Source organism: Vibrio alfacsensis (assembly GCF_019670485.1).
In the GTDB taxonomy this organism is placed as follows: Bacteria; Pseudomonadota; Gammaproteobacteria; order Enterobacterales; family Vibrionaceae; genus Vibrio; species Vibrio alfacsensis.
Map to the genome: position 1 here is coordinate 2321263 of NZ_AP024165.1, position 25797 is coordinate 2347059.

General features: G+C 44.8%; 26 protein-coding genes. 12 read left to right on the top strand and 14 right to left on the bottom strand.

The features are described 5' to 3' along the window. Window position 1 precedes the first annotated feature (1 nt). The 10 genes from VA249_RS10685 to rpsB all read right to left on the bottom strand — a co-directional run bounded on the left by VA249_RS10685 (window position 2) and on the right by rpsB (window position 10597). Window positions 2-511, bottom strand: coding sequence for an OmpH family outer membrane protein (locus tag VA249_RS10685; protein ID WP_164837150.1), 510 nt, complete (start codon window positions 509-511; stop codon window positions 2-4). 13 nt (window positions 512-524) lie between these two features. Next, complete coding sequence (gene bamA, locus VA249_RS10690) at window positions 525-2936, bottom strand: outer membrane protein assembly factor BamA (RefSeq protein WP_128810381.1); 2412 nt, start codon at window positions 2934-2936, stop codon at window positions 525-527. A 44-nt stretch (window positions 2937-2980) separates the two neighbouring features. After that, complete coding sequence (gene rseP / locus VA249_RS10695) at window positions 2981-4339, bottom strand: sigma E protease regulator RseP (RefSeq protein ID WP_221067966.1); 1359 nt, start codon at window positions 4337-4339, stop codon at window positions 2981-2983. Further along, on the bottom strand, window positions 4339-5544 hold the full coding sequence (gene ispC / locus VA249_RS10700) for a 1-deoxy-D-xylulose-5-phosphate reductoisomerase (protein WP_221067967.1): 1206 nt from the start codon (window positions 5542-5544) through the stop codon (window positions 4339-4341). The genes rseP and ispC overlap by 1 nt, the downstream gene beginning before the upstream one ends. Before the next feature lie 51 nt (window positions 5545-5595). After that, a complete protein-coding gene (locus VA249_RS10705) occupies window positions 5596-6438 on the bottom strand; it encodes a phosphatidate cytidylyltransferase (protein ID WP_221067968.1) in 843 nt (280 codons plus the stop codon). Window positions 6439-6450: 12 nt separating this feature from the next. Next, the gene (locus tag VA249_RS10710) at window positions 6451-7206 is read right to left on the bottom strand and encodes an isoprenyl transferase (protein ID WP_211916139.1); all 756 of its coding nucleotides are present in this window, start codon (window positions 7204-7206) and stop codon (window positions 6451-6453) included. 95 nt (window positions 7207-7301) lie between these two features. Beyond that, on the bottom strand, window positions 7302-7859 hold the full coding sequence (frr, locus tag VA249_RS10715; RefSeq protein ID WP_010449748.1) for a ribosome recycling factor: 558 nt from the start codon (window positions 7857-7859) through the stop codon (window positions 7302-7304). A gap of 95 nt (window positions 7860-7954) precedes the next feature. Beyond that, entirely contained in the window at window positions 7955-8686 is a 732-nt protein-coding gene (gene pyrH, locus VA249_RS10720; RefSeq protein ID WP_010449750.1) for a UMP kinase, read from the bottom strand. 205 nt (window positions 8687-8891) lie between these two features. Beyond that, a complete protein-coding gene (gene tsf / locus VA249_RS10725; RefSeq protein WP_128810377.1) occupies window positions 8892-9737 on the bottom strand; it encodes a translation elongation factor Ts in 846 nt (281 codons plus the stop codon). Between the two features lie 131 nt (window positions 9738-9868). Continuing rightward, window positions 9869-10597, bottom strand: coding sequence for a 30S ribosomal protein S2 (gene rpsB / locus VA249_RS10730; protein WP_128810376.1), 729 nt, complete (start codon window positions 10595-10597; stop codon window positions 9869-9871). A gap of 398 nt (window positions 10598-10995) precedes the next feature. Here rpsB and map point away from each other — a divergent pair, with 398 nt between their 5' ends. The 3 genes from map (at window position 10996) to VA249_RS10745 (ending at window position 15142) form a co-directional block, all read left to right on the top strand. Further along, window positions 10996-11874: a type I methionyl aminopeptidase gene (gene map, locus VA249_RS10735; RefSeq protein ID WP_221067969.1), complete on the top strand. Its 879-nt coding sequence runs from the start codon at window positions 10996-10998 to the stop codon at window positions 11872-11874. 100 nt (window positions 11875-11974) lie between these two features. Beyond that, window positions 11975-14599 (top strand): bifunctional uridylyltransferase/uridylyl-removing protein GlnD, encoded by a 2625-nt coding sequence (glnD, locus tag VA249_RS10740; RefSeq protein ID WP_221067970.1) that lies wholly within the window; start codon window positions 11975-11977, stop codon window positions 14597-14599. A 159-nt stretch (window positions 14600-14758) separates the two neighbouring features. After that, complete coding sequence (locus VA249_RS10745) at window positions 14759-15142, top strand: DUF3461 family protein (RefSeq protein ID WP_128810373.1); 384 nt, start codon at window positions 14759-14761, stop codon at window positions 15140-15142. Window positions 15143-15237: 95 nt separating this feature from the next. Here the strand turns inward: VA249_RS10745 and truC are convergent, their stop codons facing one another. Beyond that, on the bottom strand, window positions 15238-16005 hold the full coding sequence (truC, locus tag VA249_RS10750; RefSeq protein WP_221067971.1) for a tRNA pseudouridine(65) synthase TruC: 768 nt from the start codon (window positions 16003-16005) through the stop codon (window positions 15238-15240). A gap of 5 nt (window positions 16006-16010) precedes the next feature. Next, on the bottom strand, window positions 16011-16325 hold the full coding sequence (locus tag VA249_RS10755) for a YqcC family protein (RefSeq protein WP_211916135.1): 315 nt from the start codon (window positions 16323-16325) through the stop codon (window positions 16011-16013). 76 nt (window positions 16326-16401) lie between these two features. On the opposite strand from VA249_RS10755, the gene VA249_RS10760 reads away from it, so the two are divergent. Both VA249_RS10760 and VA249_RS10765 read left to right on the top strand, forming a co-directional pair. Then, on the top strand, window positions 16402-17439 hold the full coding sequence (locus tag VA249_RS10760; protein WP_221067972.1) for a DUF3549 family protein: 1038 nt from the start codon (window positions 16402-16404) through the stop codon (window positions 17437-17439). Between the two features lie 13 nt (window positions 17440-17452). Continuing rightward, a complete protein-coding gene (locus tag VA249_RS10765; protein WP_211916133.1) occupies window positions 17453-17752 on the top strand; it encodes a DUF3301 domain-containing protein in 300 nt (99 codons plus the stop codon). On the opposite strand, the gene VA249_RS10770 is transcribed toward VA249_RS10765, so the two are convergent. Further along, window positions 17712-18197 carry a GNAT family N-acetyltransferase gene (locus VA249_RS10770; protein ID WP_164837242.1) on the bottom strand — a complete coding sequence of 162 codons (486 nt, stop codon included), beginning with the start codon at window positions 18195-18197 and terminating at the stop codon, window positions 17712-17714. The genes VA249_RS10765 and VA249_RS10770 overlap by 41 nt on opposite strands. 897 nt (window positions 18198-19094) lie before the next feature. Between VA249_RS10770 and VA249_RS10775 the strand changes: the two genes are divergently transcribed. Together VA249_RS10775 and VA249_RS10780 are read left to right on the top strand one after the other, a co-directional pair. Then, the gene (locus tag VA249_RS10775) at window positions 19095-19388 is read left to right on the top strand and encodes a hypothetical protein (protein ID WP_221067973.1); all 294 of its coding nucleotides are present in this window, start codon (window positions 19095-19097) and stop codon (window positions 19386-19388) included. Next, on the top strand, window positions 19385-19828 hold the full coding sequence (locus tag VA249_RS10780) for a YaiI/YqxD family protein (protein WP_221067974.1): 444 nt from the start codon (window positions 19385-19387) through the stop codon (window positions 19826-19828). The genes VA249_RS10775 and VA249_RS10780 overlap by 4 nt, the downstream gene beginning before the upstream one ends. Before the next feature lie 72 nt (window positions 19829-19900). Here VA249_RS10780 and VA249_RS10785 read toward each other — a convergent pair whose 3' ends face one another. After that, window positions 19901-21487, bottom strand: coding sequence for an AbgT family transporter (locus tag VA249_RS10785; protein ID WP_221067975.1), 1587 nt, complete (start codon window positions 21485-21487; stop codon window positions 19901-19903). Between the two features lie 360 nt (window positions 21488-21847). On the opposite strand from VA249_RS10785, the gene tsaA reads away from it, so the two are divergent. The 5 genes from tsaA (at window position 21848) to VA249_RS10810 (ending at window position 25710) form a co-directional block, all read left to right on the top strand. Beyond that, window positions 21848-22543, top strand: a complete 696-nt coding sequence (gene tsaA, locus VA249_RS10790) for a tRNA (N6-threonylcarbamoyladenosine(37)-N6)-methyltransferase TrmO (protein WP_221067976.1) — start codon at window positions 21848-21850, stop codon at window positions 22541-22543. Window positions 22544-22653: 110 nt separating this feature from the next. Next, the gene (locus tag VA249_RS10795) at window positions 22654-24369 is read left to right on the top strand and encodes a proline--tRNA ligase (RefSeq protein WP_128810364.1); all 1716 of its coding nucleotides are present in this window, start codon (window positions 22654-22656) and stop codon (window positions 24367-24369) included. A 163-nt stretch (window positions 24370-24532) separates the two neighbouring features. Further along, a complete protein-coding gene (locus VA249_RS10800; RefSeq protein ID WP_221067977.1) occupies window positions 24533-25201 on the top strand; it encodes a tellurite resistance TerB family protein in 669 nt (222 codons plus the stop codon). 111 nt (window positions 25202-25312) lie between these two features. Next, window positions 25313-25516: a YaeP family protein gene (locus VA249_RS10805; RefSeq protein WP_221067978.1), complete on the top strand. Its 204-nt coding sequence runs from the start codon at window positions 25313-25315 to the stop codon at window positions 25514-25516. 2 nt (window positions 25517-25518) lie between these two features. Continuing rightward, complete coding sequence (locus tag VA249_RS10810; protein WP_128810361.1) at window positions 25519-25710, top strand: DUF4250 domain-containing protein; 192 nt, start codon at window positions 25519-25521, stop codon at window positions 25708-25710. Window positions 25711-25797: the final 87 nt, after the last annotated feature.

Sequence of the window (25797 nt, forward strand, 5' to 3'; positions counted from 1 at the left end):
CTTATTTTAGAGCTTTAATAACATCTTCAGAGATGTTGTATTCTGGTTTACCGTATTGAAGTGATGAGATATCAATAACTAGGTCGTAACCTTTTTTATCGGCTACTTTCTTCACTGCATCTTGAATAGTACGGAATAGTTTCGCTTTCTCTTCAGCTTCACGACGTGCACTCGCTTTTTCTAGTGCCTGAGCTTTTACTTTATATTCGCTGTCTAGCTTAGCGATATCAATACGCAGTTTCTCAATCTCGTCTTGGCCAAGAAGTTCGCCATCACGCTGAAGTTTCTCAATTTTAGTCTTAGCTTTCGCTTGAATTGATTTCAGCTCGTCTGCTTTACCTTTGAAGTCTTTCTGCATTTTTTGTAGAACAACTTCACGTTGAGGAAGCGCTTGGAAAACCTGAGCTGTGTTTACATAAGCGATTTTCTGAGCTGCTTCTGCAGCATTAGCAAACATTGAAGAACCCAGTACAACAAGGCCAATCCCAGCCGCTTTGATCATTTTATTCAAAATATATTCCTCTTTAGAAAGTTCTACCGATAGTAAATGTGAAGAATTCTTCATCATCACCATCAAATTTATTAACTGGTTTCGCTAGTGAGAAAACCAGTGGCCCCATTGGAGACATCCACTGCAACGCTGCACCATAAGATGAACGATAGTTACTTGGATCAGAGTAATCGTAGTAGTACTTATCGCCAGTCACAGCGCCTGCTTTGTTGTAATCGAACTCAGTATCCCAAACACTTGCCATATCGAAGAAGATACTCGTACGGATCTGACTGCGTACTTCGTCCGAAGCAAACGGCGTTGGGACGATCAATTCAAGGCTCGCCAACGCTACCGCATTACCACCTACTGAATCTTCTGTTGCGGTAATACAGCCGTTGTTACCACATGCACCGGAGTTATCCGTGTATACCGCTCGTGGACCAGCACTGTTTGAACCAAAGCCACGCAACGTAGTAAAGCCACCTGCGTAGTAGTTTTCATAGAATGGGAACACGTTATCGTTACCATCCGTTTTACCGTAACCATTACCATAACCCAAGCGGCCACGCATCAATAGCGTAAATTCATGCTTCTTGGTGAGTGGAATGTACTGGCGTACGTCATATTGCATCTTGAAGTACTGAGCATCAGAGCTCGGAACCGTCGCCTTAAAGAATGCGCGTTGGTGGTTACCCGCTGTCGGGAAATAACCGCGGTTCAAGTTATTGCGAGTCCAAGAAACGTTGACGTCAAAGTCATTAGTATTGATGTCACCATCTGGCTGGCCGATACTTTGTGCAAATTTAGCTGCCTGATCGTAAGTTGGTACGTTACCAATCTTGTTATGTGTGTAACCGACACCAAACTCAAAACGGTTCAGTTCGTCAAAAGGGAAACCCCATGTCAAACTCGCACCATAACTTTGGTTGGTATAGTCGATAATACCGGCTTCAGATGCTTCAAACTCATCATAGAAGATCTTACCGCCTAAGCTCACACCATCTAAGTTCCAGTATGGATCGCGGTAGTCTAAGCTCACGTTTTTCTGGTAATCGTTCATCATCGCGTTAATACCAACACGATTACCAGTACCGATAAAGTTATCTTGTTGTAAGCCGACTTGGAAGCTCACACCAGATTCTGTACCGTAGCCGACACCAAAGTTAACACTACCTGAGTTTGCTTCTTTAACTGTGTAGACCAGGTCAACTTGGTCATCACTGCCTGGGACACGAACCGTCTGAACTTCAACGTTTTCAAAGAACCCAAGACGATTTAGACGCGTTTTGCCCGTTTCGATTGATTTCGAGTTTAACCAACTGCCTTCCATCTGACGCATTTCACGGCGCAAGACTTCATCTTTGGTTGAGTTATTGCCTGTAAAGCGAATATCACGAACGTAGATACGGTTACCAGGATCAATGTTAACGATAAGAGAAACTTGTTTGTTCTCATCGTCGAACTCAGGGATCGTATTCACTTGTGGATAGGCGTAACCAGATTCACCAAGCACACGTTTAATGCCCTCTTCCATCGAAGTCACACGAGAACCGTTGTAAGTTTCGTTATCTTCAAATGGAACCAGCTTTTCTAGCGTCGCTTCTTCACCGATCAAATTACCACGGAACTTCACGTCTTTAACGGTGTAAACATCCCCTTCCTCTATACCAAGCGTAATGTATACACCTTTTTTGTCAGGGGAAATCGCCACTTGTGTCGAATCGACGTTAAACTTCAGGTAACCACGGTCAAGATAGTAAGACTTCAACGCTTCAATATCACCAGCAAGCACTTGCTTTTGATATTTGTCATCCGCCAAGAAGTTCCACCACGGAATGTCTACGTTAAGGTTAAAACGAGACAGAAGATCTTCATCAGAAAAGACTTCATTGCCGATAAAGTTGATTTGTTGAATTTTTGCCGATACGCCTTCAGTAAAGACAAACTTCAAGTCAGAACGGTTACGAGGCAATGGGGTTACAACGGCTTTTACTGTCGCATTGTATTTACCAACACTGTAGTAAAAATCTTCAAGGCCTTTTTCAATGTTGCTAAGCGTCGTACGGTCAAGCGCTTCACCTTCACGAACGCCTGAAGCGTTCAGGTTTTCTTGTAGCTGCTCGTCCTTGATTGCTTTATTGCCTGAAAATGAAATGCTAGCGATGGTAGGACGTTCTTTTACTTGAACAACCAAAATACCGCCATCACGCAGCACTTTTACATCTTCAAAGTTACCCGATGCATACAATGCGCGAATGATGTCTGCGACATCACCTTGGTCAACAGTATCACCGACACGTACAGGCATTTTCAGCAATGCAGCACCTAGTGCCACACGCTGTAATCCATCGATTTCAATATCTTGAACTACAAAGTTCTCTGCTCCATTTGCGGATACACTGGTCGCCAGTAAACTTGCAAATAGAATTCGCTTAATCGCCATACTTGTTCTAATTATTCCTTGCTACTGCTTGTGTCTCTGAACTATCACAGACGAGTAAAATCATTAAATAGCGCCAACGCCATCAGCGCGAATATAATCGCACCACCAATTCGATAGCCCATTTCCTGTATTTTTTCAGGCACTGGGCGTCGGATAATCGCTTCTATTGCAAAAAACAGCAAATGGCCACCATCCAACATTGGCAACGGGACGAGGTTGATAATACCTAGGTTAACACTAATTAGTGCCAGAAAACCTAAAAAGTAAACCAAACCGTAATCGGCGGTTGCTCCTGCGCCTTTCGCAATTGAAATTGGTCCGCTCAAATTGTTCAAACCAACGTCACCAACAATTAGCTTTTTCAACATGCTAATTGTCAGCCCAATAACTTGTCCGGTCTTGTCTACGGCTTTACCAATAGACTCGAATACACCAAACTGTAATTCGAAGCGATAACTTTCTGGCCATTCTGCGACTTCAGGTGCGATACCTGCAAAGCCAACGACCTGTTTGTTAGCTAGCTCACGGCTACTTGGTGTCAATGTGAATCGTCGCTCTTCGCCTTGACGTAATACAACAACATCAATTGGCGTTTCCGGATTAGAACGAATGGCTTCTACCACATCATTCCAACTCGTTACTTTTTGACCACCCATGTCGATGATTTCATCACCGGCAAGCAATCCTGCTTTTTCAGCGGCGCCACCCTCACTAACCTGTGCTAACTCCGTGAAAATTTCAGGAGTATAGGGTTTGAAGCCGAGAGATTGCATCGTAGATTCGGTTTCAGGATCAAACTTCCAATCTCGGATATCTAATGTTTTGGTGACCTCTGAACCCACTTCGTCAGCTGAAGACAAAGTGATGGTCATAGAGTCATCACCAATATGGGAGATAAGCCCCATATTAACCGATTCCCAATCCGGTGTTTTGATGCCAGAGATAGATTTTAGTTCCATCCCGGATTCAATTCCTGCTTTAGCAACGATTGAATTGGGCGTAATATCACCAATTACTGGCTTAACTGCGGGCACACCGATAAGGAACACGAACCAATATGCCACAATTGCAAATAAGAAGTTAAAGATAGGACCCGCAGCAACGATCGATGTGCGTTTCCAAAGTGGCTTCTGATCAAAAGCCATGTGCTTTTCATTTTCAGGAACTTCATCAACACGGCTATCCACCATCTTGACGTAGCCGCCTAGTGGGATCATTGAAATACTGTATTCAGTCCCATCTTTGCCCACTTTGCTCCAAATCGACTTACCAAAGCCAATAGAGAATTTTTCGACTTTAACGCCACATCGACGCGCAACCCAAAAATGACCAAATTCGTGCACAGCAACCAAAATGCCCAATGCAACGATAAAAGAAACCAAATTCCATAAAATACCAGTCATTAGCTACGCTCACGTAATAGTTCTAAGGCGATAGTTCGTGACATTCTATCTAGCTCTATTAAGCTTTCCAAGCTATTCACATTCTCAGTTTTATGGTTTGCAATGATTTTGTTCAATACCGCCTCATTGATGCGAGCGATATTTGTAAAACCAAGACGATTATTCAGAAAAGCATCAACAGCAACTTCGTTCGCCGCATTCAAAGCCGTCGTCGCATGTTGCCCCTCATAGCACGCATCGATCGCCAGCTTCAAACAAGGGTAACGGGCAAAATCTGGCTGTAGAAAGGTCAACTCACCAACTTGGGTAAAATCAAGCGGTTTCACACCCGCATCTACACGTGATGGGTAAGACAAAGTAAGGGCAATTGGTGTCGCCATGTCAGGCTCACCCATCTGCGCTAATACAGAACCATCACGGTATTGCACCATTGAATGGATAACTGATTGTGGGTGAATGATCACCTTTAGCTGCTCGCGAGCTGCATTGAATAGCCATTTTGCTTCAATGTACTCAAGGCCTTTATTCATCATGGTCGCGGAATCGACCGAAATTTTCGGCCCCATTGACCAGTTAGGGTGAGCTATCGCTTGTGCAGGTGTCACTGTGTCTAACTCTGCAATGTCGGTATAACGGAACGGACCGCCCGAGCCAGTAAGCAGAATAGAAGAAATACCATGCTCTTCAAGGTTACAACGACCCAAATTAGTCTGAACTTGCTGTGGAAGGCACTGGAATATAGCGTTGTGCTCACTGTCCACAGGAAGCAATTCTGCGCCATGTTCTGCTACGGCATCGATAAACAGTTGCCCTGACATAACCAGAGCTTCTTTGTTCGCAAGCAAAATGCGCTTACCCGCTTTCACGGCTGCCATCGTCGGCAATAAACCTGCTGCACCTACGATTGCTGCCATCACGCTATCGACTTCTTCTAGCGAAGCGACATGACAAAGTGCATCAATACCACCGAGTACTTCCGTATTTGGCGCAATTGATGCTAGTTCGGATTTCAACGCCGTTGCTGCCGCTTTATCCGCCATCACGGCGTACTTAGGCTGCCATTTACGGCACAGCGCAACCATTTTATCAACGTTCGTGCTTGCCGCTAATGCGACGACTGAAAACTGCTCAGGGTTTTGTTCAACCACTTTAAGTGTGCTTGCACCGATTGAGCCTGTTGCACCAAGAATCGTTAAATTTTGCATGATGTAAGACCGTTAGAAAAACTCAGGAGCGACGATGCCGCTCCCGATAAATTAGAATACGTAGTAGAGAAGAGCAAATACTGGGAATGCGGCGGTTAAGCTATCGATTCGATCGAGAATACCGCCATGGCCTGGAATGATGTTACTGCTGTCTTTAATACCAGAAACACGTTTAAACATGCTTTCCACTAAGTCACCAAGCACTGAAATAACCACCGTAACTAACGTGATGATGACCATATGTACAGGGCTGGTAAATTGGATATCGAACCAGCCTGCGAATAACCAGCCCACAACCAGTGCTGCTATAATGCCACCAATTAAACCCTCAATGGTCTTATTTGGACTGACGTTTGGTGCCATTTTACGCTTACCCATGCTCTTACCGGCAAAGTAAGCACCGCTATCTGCAGCCCATACCAAGAAACAAACATACAGCACTAATTTTGCGCCGTGGTATGGATCCACTGAAATATCAGACGCTCTAAGAATGATCACACTCCACATGAATGGAATCAGGGTCAAAAAGCCAAATACATGACGAAGCGCTTTACTGCGTTGCCATAGATTAGTGGTCTTCGGGTAGGTAATCGCCATACCACTTGCAACAATCCACCAGATAAAACCAAGTCCTAAAACGGTGTAATGCGAAAAAGTAAGATGGTTAAGGTTTGTCACATCTGGGGAAATAAACAAAAAGCTCAATCCGGTTACAACCACAGCTGGAACCAATGCCGCAATGCGTGAGTTGCTCTCTGTGAACTGTGTCCACTCCCAAAATCCTAATAGCGTTATCGCTGCTAACGCGATAATAAAGCCCATTAGGGGTAATTTAAAAATACCTAAAATAACTAGGGGAGCTAAAATTAGTGCGGTTATTATTCTCTGTTTCAAACTAACTAGTCCTTATTGAGCAGCCATCAATGCTTTGACTTGCTCACCCGTACAGCCAAAACGACGCTCTCGGTTAATAAACCAAGTGACAGCCTCAACTAGGCTATCTTCATCAAAATCTGGCCAGTACTCCTCAGTAAAGTACATTTCTGCATACGCCATTTGCCATAACATGAAGTTACTAATGCGGCATTCACCACTGGTACGAATCAAAAGATCAACTTCTGGTAGATCAGCCATGGTCAGATGCTGGGTAATCAACTGCTCATTGATGTCTTCTATACGGATCTCACCGTTACGCGCTTTCGACGCTAACGCTTTTGCCGCCTCTGTGATATCCCACTTTCCACCGTAGTTAGCCGCGATATTAATCACCATCCCAGTATTGCTTTCCGTCAAGGCTTCCGCTTCCGCAATTTTGCCTCTTAAACGATCACTGAAACGGCTGATATCACCAATAACACGCAAACGTAAGTTGTTTTTGTGCAGTTTCTTCACTTCACTGGATAATACTGAAATAAATAGTTCCATTAGCAGACCGACTTCTTCTTCAGGACGGCGCCAGTTTTCACTACTAAATGCGAATAATGTGACCGCATCAATACCAAGTTTCGATGCAGCTGCGATGGTCTTACGAACAGCGTTAACGCCTTTTTTATGACCAAATACGCGAGGTTTTCCTTTGGACTTAGCCCAACGACCATTACCGTCCATAATGATGGCAATATGTTTCGGGAGGGAATCAGAGAAGGCTTGAGAATTTTGCATAGGGAGTTAAGTGAGTTCCATCAGTTGGATAGACTAACACAAAAAAACGCTGCGCTGTGAGCACAGCGTTTTCCAACAGTGATGTAGGTGGAGTATTAAACTTCCATCAACTCTTTTTCTTTCGCAGCAAGAACATCATCGATCTTCTTAACGGCTACGTCAGTTAGTTTTTGAATTTCGTCTTGTGCTTTACGATCTTCATCTTCAGAAATTTCTTTGTCTTTTAGAAGACCTTTTAGATCGCTGTTTGCGTCACGACGGATGTTACGTACAGCAACACGAGCGCCTTCTGCTTCACCACGAACGATTTTAACTAGGTCTTTACGACGCTCTTCTGTTAGCGGTGGAAGTGGAACGCGAATGATAGTACCAGCAGACATTGGGTTTAGACCAAGGTCAGACATCATGATCGCTTTCTCAACCTTTTGCGTTAGCTCTTTGTCGAACACTGTGATTGCTAGAGTACGAGCGTCTTCAGCAACAACGTTAGCGACTTGGTTAAGAGGAGTAGCAGCGCCGTAGTATTCTACAGAGATACCAGATAGTAGGCTTGGGTGCGCGCGGCCAGTACGAACTTTAGAAAGGTTGTTCTTTAGCGCTTCAACACTTTTGTCCATGCGCTCTTGCGCGTCTTTATTGATTTCGTTAATCACGGTTTCACCTTAAAAATGTCATCTTTCCTGAAGAAAGCCTAAGGGGCTTAAGCAAAGCAGAATGCCACTCTACAATAGTTGAATGGCATTGAGATTTACGCGTCAGCGCAGATCAAAGTGCCTTCAGCTTCACCCATTACCACGCGGCGTAGTGCGCCTGGCTTGTTCATGTTAAATACGCGGATTGGCATTTTGTGGTCACGAGCAAGAGTGAACGCAGCCAAGTCCATTACTTTCAATTCTTTATCCAGAATTTCAGCGTAAGATAGCTTATCATACAGCTCTGCGTCTGGGTTTGCTACAGGGTCAGCCGTAAATACGCCATCAACTTTTGTTGCTTTTAGAACTACGTCAGCTTCAATTTCGATACCACGTAGACACGCCGCAGAGTCTGTTGTGAAGAATGGGTTACCAGTACCTGCTGAGAAAATCACAACACGGCCTTGGCGAAGTTCACGGATAGCGTCTGCCCAATTGTAATCGTCACACACACCTTTTAGAGGAATTGCAGACATTACGCGAGCGTTTACGTATGCACGGTGAAGTGCATCACGCATTGCTAGGCCATTCATTACCGTTGCAAGCATACCCATGTGGTCACCAACAACACGGTTCATGCCTGCTTCTGCAAGACCTGCACCACGGAATAAGTTACCACCACCGATTACAACACCAACTTGAACACCTAGTTCAACCAGCTCCTTAACTTCTTGAGCCATACGATCAAGAACCGCAGGATCAATACCGAAACCTTCTTCGCCTTGAAGAGCTTCACCACTCAGTTTTAATAGAATACGTTGATACGCTGGTTTAGGGTTCGTAGTCATGGAGTTTACCTTCCAAAAAGAGAGTTGTTGATTAACAGTCATAAATAGATACAAAGGTTCTTATAGCTATTGATCACGGCAAATCTAAATTGATCACAGTAAATCTAAGTTGAACAAGGCAAATGTTAATGTAGCGCATCGCCCTTTGCTCATAAAAAGACCGCAGCCAAGGCCACGGTCTAATCTTTGCACAATTCGCTAAGGATTAACCTTTTTGAGCTAGTGCTACTTCTTCTGCGAAGCTTAGGCCTTCTGCTTTCTCGATACCTTCACCAACTTCTAGGCGAACGAATGTAGCAACTGAAGCACCTTTTTCTTTTAGCATTTCGCCAACAGATTTTTTAGGTTCCATGATGAACGCTTGACCAGTCAGAGAAACTTCGCCAGTGAATTTCTTCATGCGGCCTTCAACCATTTTCTCTGCGATTTCTTTTGGCTTGCCTTCGTTCATAGCGATTTCAACTTGAACTTCACGCTCTTTAGCAACTACGTCTGCAGGTACGTCAGATGGGTTTACGTACTCTGGACGAGAAGCAGCTACGTGCATTGCAACGTGCTTAAGAGTTTCAGCATCGCCTTCACCAGCAACAACTACACCGATTTTCTCACCGTGACGGTAAGAAGCGATTGCAGCACCTTCAACGTACTGTACGCGACGGATAGTGATGTTCTCACCGATCTTAGCTACTAGAGTTACGCGAGCTTCTTCGAATTGAGCTTGAAGCTCTTCAACAGAAGCTTTAGAAGCTAGAGCTGCAGCTGCAACTTCTTCTGCGAATGCAGTGAAGTTACCGTCTTTAGCAACGAAGTCAGTTTGGCAGTTAACTTCAAGAAGAACAGCAACGCCGTTTTCTTCTTTGATGATGATTGCGCCTTCAGCTGCAACGTTACCAGCTTTTTTAGCTGCTTTCGCTGCGCCTGATTTACGCATGTTTTCAATTGCTAGTTCGATGTCAGCGTTTGCTTCTACAAGCGCTTTCTTACATTCCATCATGCCAGCGCCAGTGCGCTCGCGAAGTTCTTTAACTAGAGCAGCAGTTACAGTTGCCATTCTCTATTCCTCGTTTGGTTCGAAATAAGGTAAAAAACAGGGGCCTACATTGTCGGCCCCCATTGCTAACTATAACTCAATCTATGCTACAACAAGGTTTCACATAGACTAAGTGTGACGCAGAGCCGCTATTATTCAGCTTCTACGAAACCGTCTTTTTCAGCAACTACTGCAACGTCTTTGTTGCGGCCTTCAGTTACTGCAGATGCAGCAGCGTTTAGGTATAGTTGTACAGCGCGGATTGCGTCGTCGTTACCTGGGATGATGTAGTCAACGCCATCTGGGTTAGAGTTAGTATCTACCACAGCGTAAACTGGAATACCTAGGTTGTTAGCTTCTTTAATTGCAATGTGCTCGTGATCAGCGTCGATTACGAATAGAGCGTCTGGTAGGCCGCCCATATCTTTGATACCACCAAGAGATTTCTCTAGCTTCTCCATTTCGCGAGTACGCATTAGAGCTTCTTTCTTAGTTAGTTTTTCGAAAGTACCGTCTTGTGCTTGTGCTTCGAATTCTTTTAGACGCTTGATAGATTGACGAACTGTTTTGTAGTTCGTTAGCATGCCGCCCAACCAACGGTTGTTAACGTAGTATTGGTTGCTTGCGATAGCAGCTTCTTTAACAGCTTCAGATGCAGCGCGTTTAGTACCTACGAATAGAACTTTACCTTTCTTCTCGCCAACTTTAGCTAGTTCAGCTAGAGCTTCGTTGAACATTGGTACAGTTTTTTCTAGGTTGATGATGTGAACGCGGTTACGAGCACCAAAGATGAATGGCTTCATTTTTGGGTTCCAGTAACGAGTTTGGTGACCGAAGTGAACACCAGCTTTCAGCATATCGCGCATTGATACAGTTGCCATTTTAAAATCCTCTATGGGGTTAGGCCTCCACATCCCCCATAATTCCGACCAAGCTTCTGCTCAGCACCCCGGAACATGTGACGGAATGTGTGTGATTTAAAGATAAAAAGTTATTCGGAAGAAAGCCGCTTCGCCATTAATCTAAAGATAAATGAAGAGAACAACCCTCGATTCCGGCGCGCTTTATACCATATTTTAGCCCAACATGGCTAGTAAAAATTGTTTGTTACAATCTCTCTTGTTCATCAAATACCCCGCGTTACTCATGAACAAATTCGGTCTTCTAATACAAAGAAAGCGAAACGCATATTCTGAACCGACTTGGGTTCCGTGCAATATGTCTGATAGAATGCGCTCATTCGCACGTTCACGTGCTTACGAATAAGTAGAGAAAGCCAATGTCAATCAAGATTAAAACTGCTGAAGAAATCGAACGCATGCGTATTGCGGGCAAGCTAGCCGCAGACGTTCTAGAAATGATCGAACCGTACATCAAAACTGGTGTAACGACAGACGAGCTAAACCAAATCTGTCACGATTACGCTCTAGAGAGAGGCGCATACTCTGCACCGCTTGATTACCATGGATTCCCTAAATCAATCTGTACCTCTATCAACCACATCGTTTGTCACGGCATTCCCGCTGCAGAAGATGAAATGGGTGCAAATGGCCAAATGAAACCTGCGGTTTTGAAAGATGGCGACATCATCAACGTCGATATTACGGTTATCATTCCTGACGATGAAAATGCTGACCTAAGTGTTCGTCCACAAGGTTACCATGGTGATACATCAAAAATGTTCCTAGTGGGTGAAGTATCACCTGCGAACAAGCGCCTATGTATGGTTGCCCAAGAAGCGCTATACATCGGTATGCGTCAAGTTAAGCCTGGTGCGACAGTTGGTGACATCGGTACTGCTATCGAGAAATACATCAAAGACAACAACAAGAACAACCCTCGCAATAAGTTCTCGATTGTTAAAGATTTCTGTGGCCACGGTATTGGTAATGAGTTCCATGAAGAGCCTCAAGTGGTGCATTACAAGAACAAAGATCGCCGCGTATTGAAAGAAGGTATGTGCTTTACTATTGAACCAATGATCAATGCAGGTAAGTTCGGATGTACTGTTGACGTACAAGACGACTGGACGGTTTACACTGGCGACGGCAAAAACTCAGCGCAATGGGAACACACCATCGTGGTGACTAAAGAAGGTTGTGAAGTGTTCACTCTTCGTAGTGATGACACCATTCCTCGCTTTATGAAAAACATCTAATCAATTCTATCTATTACTATCCCCGCCAGTGCGGGGATATTTTTTATCAGCATCAAATTTGTTAGATTGCTAATAGGTTTAGCTTGCACGGATAGCAAATATGACACTTCAGTCCCCTCTCACGTTTACCGATGAGCAAATCAATGTCGGCGAACTTAAACAACAACTCGAACAATTCAGTTCATATCAAAAGCAAGAATTTCTTAATCATCACCCGGTGACTAACCTCGTGTTGTCGCGTGCTGAATATATGGATTTGCTCCTTAACCGTTTATGGCAACACTTTGGTTTCAATGATATTCACAACATTTCGTTGATTGCTGTCGGTGGATATGGACGTGGCGAGCTTCACCCTCTATCCGATATTGATATTCTGATCTTATCGAACCATCGCCTGCCAAATGCACTGGAAGCCAAAATCAGTGAATTCATCACCCTCTTGTGGGATTTGAGACTTGAAGTTGGGCATGCCGTACGCACTGTTGAACAATGCGCAGAGATCGGTCGCTCAGATCTCACGGTAGCCACTAACTTACAAGAAGCGCGGCTGCTTTGCGGCAGTGAAAATACATTCCAAGCCCTAAAAAATGTGGTGCTATCAGATTCTTTTTGGCCTAGTGAAACCTTTTACCAAGGCAAAATTCAGGAACAACGTGAGCGCCACGCCCGCTACCATGACACCACCTATAACTTAGAGCCAGATATCAAATCGACACCTGGTGGGTTACGAGACATTCATACTTTAAGCTGGGTGGCTCGCCGCCATTTTGGTGCCACGACGCTACTTGAAATGAGCCGTTTTGGGTTCTTAACCGATGCCGAATACCGTGAACTAGTTGAATGCCAAGACTTTTTGTGGCGTGTTCGTTTTGCGCTTCATATTGAATTGCGCCGCTACGACAACCGCTTAACCTTTGCTCATCAAGCCCAAGTTGCTGAGCACCTAGGCTACATTGGGGAGGGAAACCGCGGCGTAGAAATGATGATGAAAGAGTTCTACCGCACCCTCCGTCGTGTCTCAGAACTCAACAAAATGCTGCTCAAATTATTCGACCAAGCGATCATCAATGGTGGCGCAACACAAGATGCTGAAATCATTGATGAAGACTTTCAACGTCGAGGTTCGTTAATTGAAGCGCGTAAGCCAGCACTGTTTCAAGCGCGTCCAGAAACCATTCTGGATATGTTTATTCACATTGCAAACGACTCAAGCATTGAGGGAGTCAGCCCGCCTACTCTTCGCCAACTTCGCACGGCACGTCGTCGTTTAAATAAGTTTCTGCATACCATTCCAGAAGCCCGCGAAAAATTCATGACTCTGTGTCGACACCCGAACGCCCTTCACAAAGCGTTTAGCTTAATGCACCGTTTGGGCGTTCTTGCCGCGTATTTACCGCAGTGGAGTCAAATTGTTGGTCAAATGCAGTTTGATTTATTCCATGTCTACACGGTCGATGAACATAGCGTTCGCTTACTTAAACACATCAACACATTCAGCTATGCAGAAAACCATAATAAGCATCCCATATGCTGCGAAATTTACCCTCGCATCCAGAAAAAAGAGCTGTTGATTCTTGCTGCTATTTTCCATGATATTGGTAAGGGCAGAGGCGGCGATCATTCTGTCATTGGTGAAGGCGAAGCCTACGATTTTTGTATTGAGCACGGCTTATCGAAACCCGAAGCAAAACTGGTTAGCTGGTTGGTACGTCATCACTTAATTATGTCGGTAACGGCGCAGCGCCGTGATATATACGATCCAGATGTGATCACTGAATTCGCAAAACAAGTTCGAGATGAAGAGCGCCTTGAATTCTTGGTCTGTTTGACAGTCGCCGACATTTGCGCGACTAACCCCGAACTTTGGAACAGTTGGAAACGTACATTGCTTGCTGAGCTGTTCTATTCCACTCAGAGAGCCCTACGCCGAGGATTAGAAAACCCCGTAGATGTGCGTGAACGCATCCGACATAACCAACAGATGGCATCAGCTTTACTTCGCAAAGAGGGGTTCTCTGCCCGTGAAATTGAAGTGTTATGGCAGCGCTTCAAAGCCGATTATTTCTTGCGTCATACTCACAAGCAGATTGCATGGCATTGTGAAAATTTACTGCGCATGGAAGACCCATCTAAACCGCTCGTTCTGATCAGCAAAAAAGCCACTCGTGGCGGCACTGAAGTGTTCGTTTATACCAAAGATCAACCCGCACTATTTGCAACCGTCGTAGCGGAGCTCGATCGCCGAAACTTCAATGTTCATGACGCCCAAATCATGACCAGCAAAGATGGCCATGTGCTGGATACATTCATGGTTCTCGATCACCATGGTAATGTCATTGATGAAACTCGTCATAGTGCAGTCAGCAAACACATCACGCATGTCCTCGAAGACGGCCGTCCAACAAAGATCAAGACTCGTCGAACGCCACATAAACTTCAGCACTTTCACGTAAAAACTAAAGTCGATTTTTTACCCACCAAAGGTAAAAAACGCACGCTGATGGAGTTTGTCGCCCTAGACACACCAGGCTTACTCGCTAAAGTCGGACGTACTTTTGCAGATTTAGGCATTAACTTGCACGCCGCGAAGATCACCACCATTGGTGAACGCGCCGAAGACTTGTTTATTCTGACGAGTGATGCAGGTGGACGCTTGAGTGAAGAACAGCAAGAAGAGCTACGCGAAATGTTGATTGAACGGTTAGCCGATTCGGTTTCTGCATAGCAAAGGGGCACTTTTCTTTTGTAAAATATCGGTGGGCAAGAACGAGAGCGATCTTGCCCACAAGTTGAGCAATTTGACTAAATATCAGCTATCTAGCTCAAATATGGGCTGCTACAGTTACAAAGAAGACTTATTCTAGTGACTAGACAGAGGTAGCCTATGTATCCACACCTCACTGGTTTGGGCATCCACGACCCAAAGCAGATTGAACGTTATTCCCTTCGACAAGAAGCTCATAAAGACGTCCTCAAAATATACTTCCACAAACAAAAAGGTGAGTTCTTCGCTAAAAGCGTAAAATTTAAATACCCACGCCAAGTGAAGAATGTGTTGGTTGACAGTGGCAGCCACAAGTACAAAGAAATTACGGAAATAAACCGCAACTTGACCTTAGTGATCGACGAGTTAAACAAGATCACTAAGCCAGTGAAAACAGCAGAAGTCGATGTAAAAGAAAAAATTCTGTCCGATCTTCGTCATCTAGAAAAAGTGGTTTCGAGTAAGATCGCCGAGATCGAAGCCGATCTAGAAAAGCTTAAGTAAACCATTTCATTTCTCAAAGAGAAAAAAGGGGGGGATATGAATATCCCCCCCCTTTCTCGTTTTATCTCTCGTGTACACTGAGCAATCTACGTGCGTTATTTTAGCAGCGATTTATCCCATTCAAATCGAGCAAACAGTTGTTGCCAAGTTTCATCAATACCCGCTTTCATTACGATCTCTTCGTTCGTAAACGGATGAACAAAACGCAACTCTGATGCATGCAACAACAAACGATGTGAGTCAAATTCGGTGCGATACAGCTTATTGTGTTTGCCATCACCATGAGTGGTATCCCCGACAATAGGATGACGTAGGTGCGCCATATGTCGACGCAACTGGTGTTTTCGACCTGTCTTCGGCTTCATTTCCATCAAACAGTAGCGCGTCGTTGGGAACTTACCTGTTGAGTAAGGCACTTCCACTTTCGCCAGAGGCTTGTAAGCCGTCACAGCGTCTTGAGCTTCTTTCTCTTGCGAGGCAAACTTGTCTGCAATCTTATCAAGCTCCACTTTAAGTGCGTAATCCAGCACCCCCTCTTCGGCTATCCAGCCTCGAACGATCGCGTGATAGGTTTTCTCCATCTTATGCTCAGCAAACATTGGCATAACTTGCGATGCCACTTCACTCGAAAGCGCAAACACCAGTACACCTGAAGTTGGACGATCTAAACGATGCAAAGGAAATACATGTTGCCCAATTTGGTCACGCAGTGTTTGCATTACGAAAAGCGTTTCATGCTTATCTAACCAGCTGCGATGCACCAACATACCGGCAGGCTTATTCACTGCGACAAAGTACTCATCCTGATATACGATCTCCAACTCCACTGGAGCAACAACGTGTGATGTTTCTTGTTCTGACATTAAGATTACTTACATAGTTCGTCGATGGTTCGGATGGTCACGAGCAGCTCAGCGTAATGCGGCTCTTGTTTCCATGCTTCTGCAAAGTAAGGTTCGATAGAGAAACCACTTGGCAAAGGCTGCGAGCTTTCTACTAACGCTCGCATCCTTGCAATAAAAATCCACTGTAACCATTCATGCGGGTGCAATGTATCAATTGCAAAAGGCTCAGAGCTTTGCAGGGCTTGTGCCGATGGCTTCGTTTGCTGCCAAAGTTCATGTTGCTGCAATTGCGCCTCAAGTTGTTGAAGTAAGTCGACCAATTGGGTGTTTGTTGCCATTAATTCTGTCTCGAACCTTGAATTAGCCGAGAATGATACCATTTCTTGTGAAAAGAACGTTAGGATGTCGTATTTAATGGAAAATATTCATACCCTCACCCAGTTACTCAGCAACAGCCACTGCGAATATCAGATCTTTGATCTCGGTCGTCGAATCAAAACCATCGATCCATCGCTTTTTGCCGATGTAGAAAAAGGTCAATGTCCTTACCCATTCCCAATGCAGCGCAAAGCGCACTTAGCGATCGCCTATTGGAATGAAAAAAAGCAGCCTTGGATTTGGTTTCTGAAGTTTGAGTTGGATGAGCGTGGTTTATTAAAGCAATCCGATATTGGTAACTTCATCAAATACGTCATTGAAGCCATGGGTACTCGCCTCAGCGCAGATATCTCGGAAGAACAACAGCAAAAGCTTTCAAACAATCCATACACTTTCAAACCTGCTGAAGAAAAAATGGCGGTATTCCACAGCCAAGTGCGCGCGAACTTAGGTTTACCCACCAGCCAATATTACGAGCATACTCAGCATTACTTCACTGGTGGCCTAGGCTGGGAGAACTGGCAAACCGTCGGTCTGCAGGGCATCACAGATATGGCAGCGCGTCTTGGCAAAGAGCAAAATGGTGTGACATTGCGAAAGGCTTTAAATCACTTACCAAATGAGCCACTCTACGCCTTACTTGGCGCGTTAGAACATGTGGATTTGCAAGATCGTTTAGCTGAACGTATCGCAGAAAAAGCGCAACGAGAAATGGATAGTAACGAACCTGACTTATTCTTGTTATCTGCATTGATGCGTGCACTGGCTGGTGCTCCAGTTGAGACATCTCTACCAATATTGAAAACCATCTTGGCAAGCCCACGTCTGAGCCACCAAGAAGTGCTTATTGGTATTGCGGGTCGTACTTGGCATCTATTGGCAGAGGCAAATGTTGCTGAGCAATTTTTACTGCGTCTGGCTCAAACCGGTAACCAAGCCCTATTTAACCAATTGTTTGCTGATTTGGTTATGCTGCCAGAGCTGAGAATGGTATTGCTACCACTCTTGCATTCAAGTCCATCAGAAGAACTGACGACTGCGCTCATCAAACTGCAGCAAGCCACAAAAGGATAGTCAAGGATTCAAAATGATTGGAGACCTTCTCGCCATATTAGGGCTATGCTTTTTCTGCTTTCTGTTTTGGCAGCAACGACGTCAATCCGAGTTGGCAAAAGCAGCCATCACGCGAAAATGCGAACAGTTAGATCTGCAGTTGGTGAGCATGGCTTTTGGTGCGCATAAACTGAAAACGCCAGAGGGAATCTGGCGTTGGCATACAATCTATCAGTTTGAGTTTTCATCGCTTGGTGATGATTGTTACCAAGGACAATTAACCATGGTTGGGTTTAGGCCGCAGAACTTTCACCTACCGCCACATCGCTTGTAAATTCCATTTCAAAATAAGGGCCATACAGGTCCTTATTCTCCCGTTTTTTTGTAAATCCTATTTTTTCCAACACAATCATTGACGCGTCGTGGTGACTGTTCACGTTCGCTTTGACTCTGTGCAGCCCTAACTCACGGCATGCTTTTGGAAAAAACGCCTTTAACGCTTCTGTCGCTAACCCTTTACCCCAATAAGCTTTATCAAAGATAAAACCTAGCTCAGGTTCATGATCCAAGTTAGAAATAAACACATGTCCCATGTAATCACGGCTTGTACTCTCAAGTACAGCCATGCTGTAGACATGTTCATCATCCAGAATCTTCTCAAACAACTGTTTGGCAGAAGACACAGTATGAGGTCCGTTCAATTCTGCGCGGTTTTTAGCACAGCAATTCAACATCACGAACTCTAGTTGCAACGACTCATTGTAGGGTAGAAGAAGCATTCTTCTGGTTACTATGGTCACATCTATTCCTTGATTACAGCAAACTTCATTTATCTACAGTAGATAAGCAATATGCCTTAACTGCAGCACATAACGCCTTTGAGAAGCCGAAAGTTAAACCAACTGGTTGGAAAGAAACTTGATCTGGATTGTTTTTTATTCAGTGTTATGAGGATTTTATAAATAATGTGACATGACGACTTTCAATTGGTTAGATTTATAAAAGCGTCAATAATAAGAAAGGCCCCGACACAAACGTATCGGGGCCATAGTCTTACTCGCAGCAGTCCGGCTACTAATTAGTGCTCCATGCATCATCCATAATAGTGGCTGAATCCGTCAGCTTGGTCCTTACGTCGCCGTCCTAGCGGTGTCCTTATCATCCTGATAGCTAACAATCCTCGTTAGCGCGCATCACTTGTTCCTTGAGCGGTGTCCCTTGCATCTTCCTGATGCTGTCCTTGCCTCAATCCTATGAGGGGTCCATTGTCTATCCTTAGTCATCAACATCCTATTGATGATTGTATCCTTACAATGTCCTACGCTCCTTGCTTGATCACTCATCCTGAATAACCAAATCGTCTTCCTGACGATAACCAAATCCTTGGTGCTTTCCTGTTCCGTGTCTGCTTCCTGCCGACAAGGTTTAATTTACGCTTTTCCCTTTAAATCTCAATCTACCTTAGAGAATCTTTTGTCGAAAATTTTGGTTAAAAATATGTTAAATGCTTATATTTCATACATTTAGATTCTTTATTTTCTATTTGGTTGATGACGAAATCGTTTTCTCTCACAACCTGTGTAAGAGATCTCGCACAAGGCTCTACCGAAATTGCCATTCGCCAAAATAAGTCGTGCGAAGTATGATGATAAAAGTCATTTTAGTAGGGACAAATTATGTTAACTCAAGACATCACTAAAGAGCTGGAAGCCGTGATGGAACAGCTACAGCAGCAAGGTAAAGAGCCAACCGTAGCACTGGTTAAAGCTCGAATGAAAACACCAGTACCAATGCCTGCACTGATTGCGACAATCAAGAGCTGGAAGAACGCAAATGGCGTTCCTAAAATCGAAGTGGCACTGCAAACACCAAAAGAAGATGACCGTATTACTGTTCTAGAAAATACCGTCGCAAAACTACTCGATCGTATTGAACGATTAGAAGCACAACTGAGTGAGAAAACATCATGAAATTATGGGTAGATGCGGATGCGTGTCCGAAAGTCATCCGCGAAACTATCGTTCGTGCTGCTGAGCGAACCGGTGTTGATTGCACTTTTGTAGCTAACCACCTTGTGCCTGTACCTAAGCGGGCGAACATTCACACTCTTCAAGTACCTGCTGGCTTTGACATCGCCGATAATGAAATCGTGCGTCGCGTTGAAGCCAACGATTTAGTCATCACTTCTGATATCCCCCTTGCGGATGAAGTGATCAGCAAAGGCGCGCTCGCACTAAGTTCTCGGGGCGAGCTATACACGAAAGATACCATCAAAGCACGTTTAAACATTCGTGACTTTATGGAGACTATGCGTTCTAGTGGCATCCAAACGGGTGGTCCGGCGGCTTTATCTCAAACAGAGCGCCGTGAATTTGCCAATCACCTCGACCGAATTCTTGCAAAACGCTAGCGCCCAAGCGCTCTAAACAACAAAAAGCCTGCAACGAATGCAGGCTTTGTTTTAGCAGAGTGAGATTGCTCATTAAGGCGTGTAGTACGTTGCCGCACCAGGGCCTACAGGCAGACCGAATACGAATACCCATAGGTAGAACAGCACACTCCAACCAACAATGAAGACAATAGAGTAAGGTAACATGGTCGCGATTAACGTACCGATACCTAGGTTCTTCATGTAGCGTGTTGCTACCGCAAGGATAAGACCGAAGTAGCTCATCATCGGTGTAATGATGTTCGTCGTTGAGTCACCGATACGGTAAGCCGCTTGAATCGTTTCAGGTGCGTAACCGACTAGCATTAGCATTGGTACAAAGATTGGTGCAGTTACTGCCCACTGCGCTGATGCCGAACCAATCATCAAGTTGATGAACCCACACATTAAGATGAAAGCAAAGAACAGCATTGGGCCAGTTAGACCAATTTCTTGTAGGAAGCTTGCACCCGCTACCGCGAATACTTGACCAAAATTCGTCCACTTAAAGAAAGCAACAAATTGCGCAGCAAAGAATACCAGTACGATGTACATGCCCATTGAAGACATTGACTTCGACATGGCATCAATCACGTCGCGATCATTTCTCATCGTGCCAACAACGCGACCGTAAACAAAGCCCGGTACTGCGAAGAACACAAAGATGAACGCAACAATACTCTTCAGGAATGGAGAGCCTGCAACCGTGCCTGCATCAGATCGTAGAACACCATCAGCAGGAACAATCGTCCATGCTAGTAGTGCAGAAACAGCCAATACTGCAATAGCCGCCAGTTTAAGACCTTTCTTCTCTACGTCAGTCAGACCACCCATTTTATCTTGAGATAAGTCTTCAGCCGCCTCTTCATCATTGTATTTGCCAAGTTTTGGCTCAACGATTTTCTCAGTAACAAATGCACCGGTAATCGCGATGAAGAACGTCGAAACAAACATGAAGTACCAGTTTACTTCAGGACCAACGGTGTAAGTTGGGTCAATCATCTGTGCTGCGGTTTCAGTAATACCTGACAGCAGTGGGTCAACCGTACCGATAAGTAGGTTGGCAGAATAGCCACCAGATACACCAGCAAACGCGGCAGCTAGACCAGCAAGTGGGTGACGACCTAGAGAGTGGAACAGCATTGCCGCGAGTGGAATCAACACCACATAGCCAAGCTCAGAAGCCGTGTTTGAAATGATACCAGCGAAAACTACCGTTACCGTAACCATGCGCTGAGAAGCGCCCATTACTAGGCCACGCATTGCAGCAGAAAGTAGTCCAGAATGTTCTGCAATGGCAACACCAAGCATTGCAACCAGTACGGTACCTAATGGTGCGAAGCCTACAAAATTCTTCACTAGATTTGTAACGATCAACTGCAGGCCGTCGGCGTTCAACAGACTGACCACTTGGATCATACCGTCTGCCGCACGACCAGGAGCACCTTCTGGGCGAGGATCAACAACAGAAACCTCAAAATAACCCGCGATACCCGACATAACTAGGATCGCAAGGCAGAAAATGGCAAAAAGCGTGATTGGGTGGGGTAAAAGGTTCCCCAAATATTCGACAGTATCTAGAAAACGCGTAAATAGCGGCTTCTTTGGTGAATTTTGTTTCATTGAAGCAGATGAACTCATCTGTTCCCTCCTTGTATTTATTCCTGCGCAATTGTGACAAAAATGTCACAAAGCTTGCGCAGGGTACTCGACACAAGGGTTAAGTTAAAGTTCAAAAGGTTACAAAATGTAAGCGCACGTCGAATTTATAGCCAATTTTTGACAAAAATACAGTTATATCACCTAGATAACAAATATAACCCGGAATTATAAGTTACTAACATTAATAAGCTGGCGCGATGGTACAGCTCATTCGACTATCAGCAAACAACAAACAAACAAACAAACAACAAAGGCCTCAGTACATTCTTCACCCTTAACCAGTAATCCAAGTAAAATTTGTGATACTTTCTCCCTAAACCTCAGTGAAAGACACAAATCATGTATTCCATCGAACCTATTGGCGTTATTGAAAGCCCTTATAAAGAGAAGTTTGCTGTTCCTCGTCAACCACGATTAGTCCCTGCGGCAAAATCGCGCGTGAGACTTACCGGAAGTGCGAATAGCCCAGAAGCCGTGCGTGGCCTAGAGTTATTTTCTCACGTGTGGTTGCTATTTTTGTTTGACCAAAACTTGGAAGCTGGTTGGAAACCAACCGTTCGACCTCCTCGTTTAGGAGGAAATGAACGCATTGGTGTATTTGCGTCGCGTTCTACATTCAGACCTAACGGTATTGGAATGTCGGCAGTCGAAGTACAAGGCATATCCAAAAAGGGCGACCAGATATATTTAGATCTTGGTAGCGTAGACTTAGTTGATGGCACGCCGATCATCGACATTAAACCCTACATTCCCTATTCAGATTCCATTCCTACAGCACAAGGTGGCTATGCAGATAACGAACCTGAAACTTGCTCCGTGAGCTTTTCATCTCCTGCACTAGCCGTGCTAAACAAGCATAGCGACACCGAGTATGTAAAAACGGTGATTGAACAAGTTCTCGCCCAAGATCCTCGTCCTGCTTATAAGAAAAACAAACCAGACAGTAAAGAATATGCGGTAAATTTGTTCAATCTAAACGTGAAGTTTACCGTCAACGAAAACTTAATATCAGTTACTGCGATCGAAAGCTTTTGACAAAGCCATTTGGCTGATATTATAAGCGGCTAACAATTTTCCCTATTGGGATCCTCATGCTCTTGTTCATAGCGACTTGAGTATTTAACTTTAATAAACGGATAAATTTAATGCGTACCAGTAATTATCTTCTTTCTACTCTGAAGGAGACTCCAAACGACGCAGAAGTAGTGAGCCACCAGCTCATGCTACGTGCGGGTATGATCCGTAAGCTGGCTTCAGGTCTATACACCTGGCTGCCTACTGGTCTACGTGTACTGCGTAAAGTCGAAAACATCGTTCGTCAAGAAATCGACAATGCAGGTGCAATCGAAACTTTGATGCCCGTTGTTCAGCCGTTTGAACTATGGGAAGAAACAGGCCGCTCTGAGAAGATGGGTCCTGAACTGCTTCGCTTTACTGACCGCCATGTTCGTCCGTTTGTACTTAGCCCAACAGCAGAAGAAGTGATCACTGCATTGGTTCGTAACGAAGTAAGCTCTTACAAGCAGCTTCCAATTAACCTTTACCAGATCCAAACAAAATTCCGTGATGAACGCCGCCCACGTTTTGGCGTGATGCGCGCGCGCGAATTCTGCATGATGGATGCATACAGCTTTGATATCGACAAAGCTGGCCTAGAGAAATCTTACCAAGCGATGCACGATGCTTACTGCAAAGCATTTGACCGTATGGGCCTTGAGTACCGTCCAGTACTGGCTGATTCTGGCGCTATCGGTGGTAACGGCTCTCAAGAGTTCCACGTTCTAGCTGAAAGCGGCGAAGACTTAATCGCATTCTCGACAGAATCTGATTACGCGGCAAACATTGAAAAAGCAGAAGCGGTTGCACCTGCAACTGAACGTGCACAGCCAACTCAAGAGATGACGCTTGTTGACACGCCAAACGCAAAAACAATCGCGGAATTGGTTGAACAACATGGCCTAGCAATCGAGAAAACGGTTAAAACTCTGTTCGTTAAAGCTTCAGATGAAATCGAAGCACCGATTGTTGCACTGATCATCCGTGGCGACCACGAGCTGAATGAAATCAAAGCAGAAAACCTAGCTGAAGTTGCTTCTCCTCTAGAGATGGCAACAGAAGAAGAAATGCGCGAGCTAATCGGTGCGGGCGCAGGTTCACTAGGTCCTGTTGGTCTTGAGCTACCATTCATCGTTGACCGCTCTGTTGCAGTAATGAGCGATTTTGGCGCTGGCGCGAACATTGATGGCAAACACTACTTCGGTATCAACTGGGGTCGCGATGTAGAGCTTGGTCAAGTTGCTGACCTACGTAATGTCGTAGAAGGTGACCCAAGCCCATGTGGTCAAGGTACTATCATGCTTAAGCGTGGTATCGAGGTTGGCCACATCTTCCAACTAGGTAATGTTTACTCTGAAGCGATGAACTGTGGTGTTCTAGACTCTAACGGTAAGAACGTGATCCTAGAGATGGGTTGTTACGGTATCGGTGTATCACGTGTTGTTGCTTCTGCGATTGAACAGAACCACGACAAGTACGGCATCATCTGGCCAGACGCACTAGCACCTTTCCAAGTTGCTATCGTTCCAATGAACATGCACAAATCTGAGCGCGTTCAAGAAGCAGCAGAGAAGCTATACGCTGAGCTGACAGCTATGGGTATCGAAGTGCTATTCGATGACCGTAAAGAACGCCCAGGTGTTATGTTCTCTGATATGGAACTGATCGGTATCCCTCACACTATCGTGATTGGTGACCGCAGCATGGACGAGGGTAACTTCGAATACAAGAACCGTCGTAGCGGTGAGAAAACAGCAGTAGCGATGGCTGATATCGTTGAGCACGTTAAAGCTCAGCTAAAGTAATCCACGTTACTCTCTGATATTCAACGTCATTTACTAATATTCAAAAGGGTTGGCTTCGGTCAGCCCTTTTTTATTGCGGCAAAGGTAGAATTGATTGCCTCCGTTAATCTTTTATTCAGATTCATCACCTTACACTGGATTCAATCTAGTAAGGAGTTCAGCTATGGATCTAAAAAATCTTCTTAATCAAGCACTCAAATCAGACTTGCTCAAGCAAGGTGCCGATGCGCTCAGCAAGCAGACCAGCAATATCAAATCGTCCTCAAGTTCTAGCCAACTGAAAACCCTTGGGGCAGGCGCGATTGGCGGTGGTCTTATCGGTATGCTGATGGGCTCAAAAAAGAGCAAAAAAATGGCGAAGAAAATGGGCACTGGCGCACTTAAAGTCGGCGGTGCAGCGGCCCTTGGCGCACTGGCTTACAAAGTCTACAACGATTGGCAAGCCAAACAAGATACACAAGGCGTCAGCGAAGCCTTTGACCCAGAGGATAATAAACACGCCAAACTGATCCTCAAAGCCATGATTGGTGCAGCAAAAGCCGATGGCCATGTTGACCAAGAAGAAATGGCTCGCATCGAACAAGCACTGACGGAAATGGGCGCAGACGATCACGTAAGACAGCTCGTTCATCAAGAGCTACACAAACCTCTCGATCCTGCGGAAATTGCGCGTTTAGCAACGTCTCCACAACAGGCATCAGAGATTTATCTTGCCTCTCTGATTGTGGCTGATGAGCAAAACTTCATGGAAAAGGCTTATTTACAAGAGCTTGCGAAACAGTTGAATCTATCTCCCGAAGTGACTTATCAACTAGAAGCGCAATTAAAATGATGTAATTTTACTCAAATTGCCTGTGAATTTGAGCCAAAACAACGCTCTGCTTTGAGTTTCAAAACGGCTATGTGTATATTGAGATAAGTTATCATTTAGTGGAAAGAAAACATGCAAGTATACGGCTGTTGTGATTTGGTTCGTGAGCTTTACGCTCAAATCGGTAGTGGCGATCAAGGCTACATTCCTCAAGCAATTTCATGTGCAGTGAAAACACTGAACGATGTGGCAGCGGATGAATCACTACCGAAAGATGTTCGTGAAAAAGCTGCATTTGCGGCGGCCAACCTGCTCATTTCAGATTTTGAGGACTAGCGATGAACTTAGCAAACTTTGAATCGATGGATCCGATCATGCTGATGAGCATCGTCAACATGAAACTTCGTGATGATTTTGGTGGCGATCTAGATAAGTTGGCTACGTTCTATGAAATCGATCGCGCAGCACTTGAAGCAAAATTGGCATCTGCGGGTTTTGATTTTTTACCCGATGCTGGTCAGTTCCGTTAATCTTAACGAACCGTCGAAATAGCAAATAAAATAAGGGCTTGATGAGTTATCATCAAGCCCTTTTCTTTTGTGATCTCCCCTCCTCAA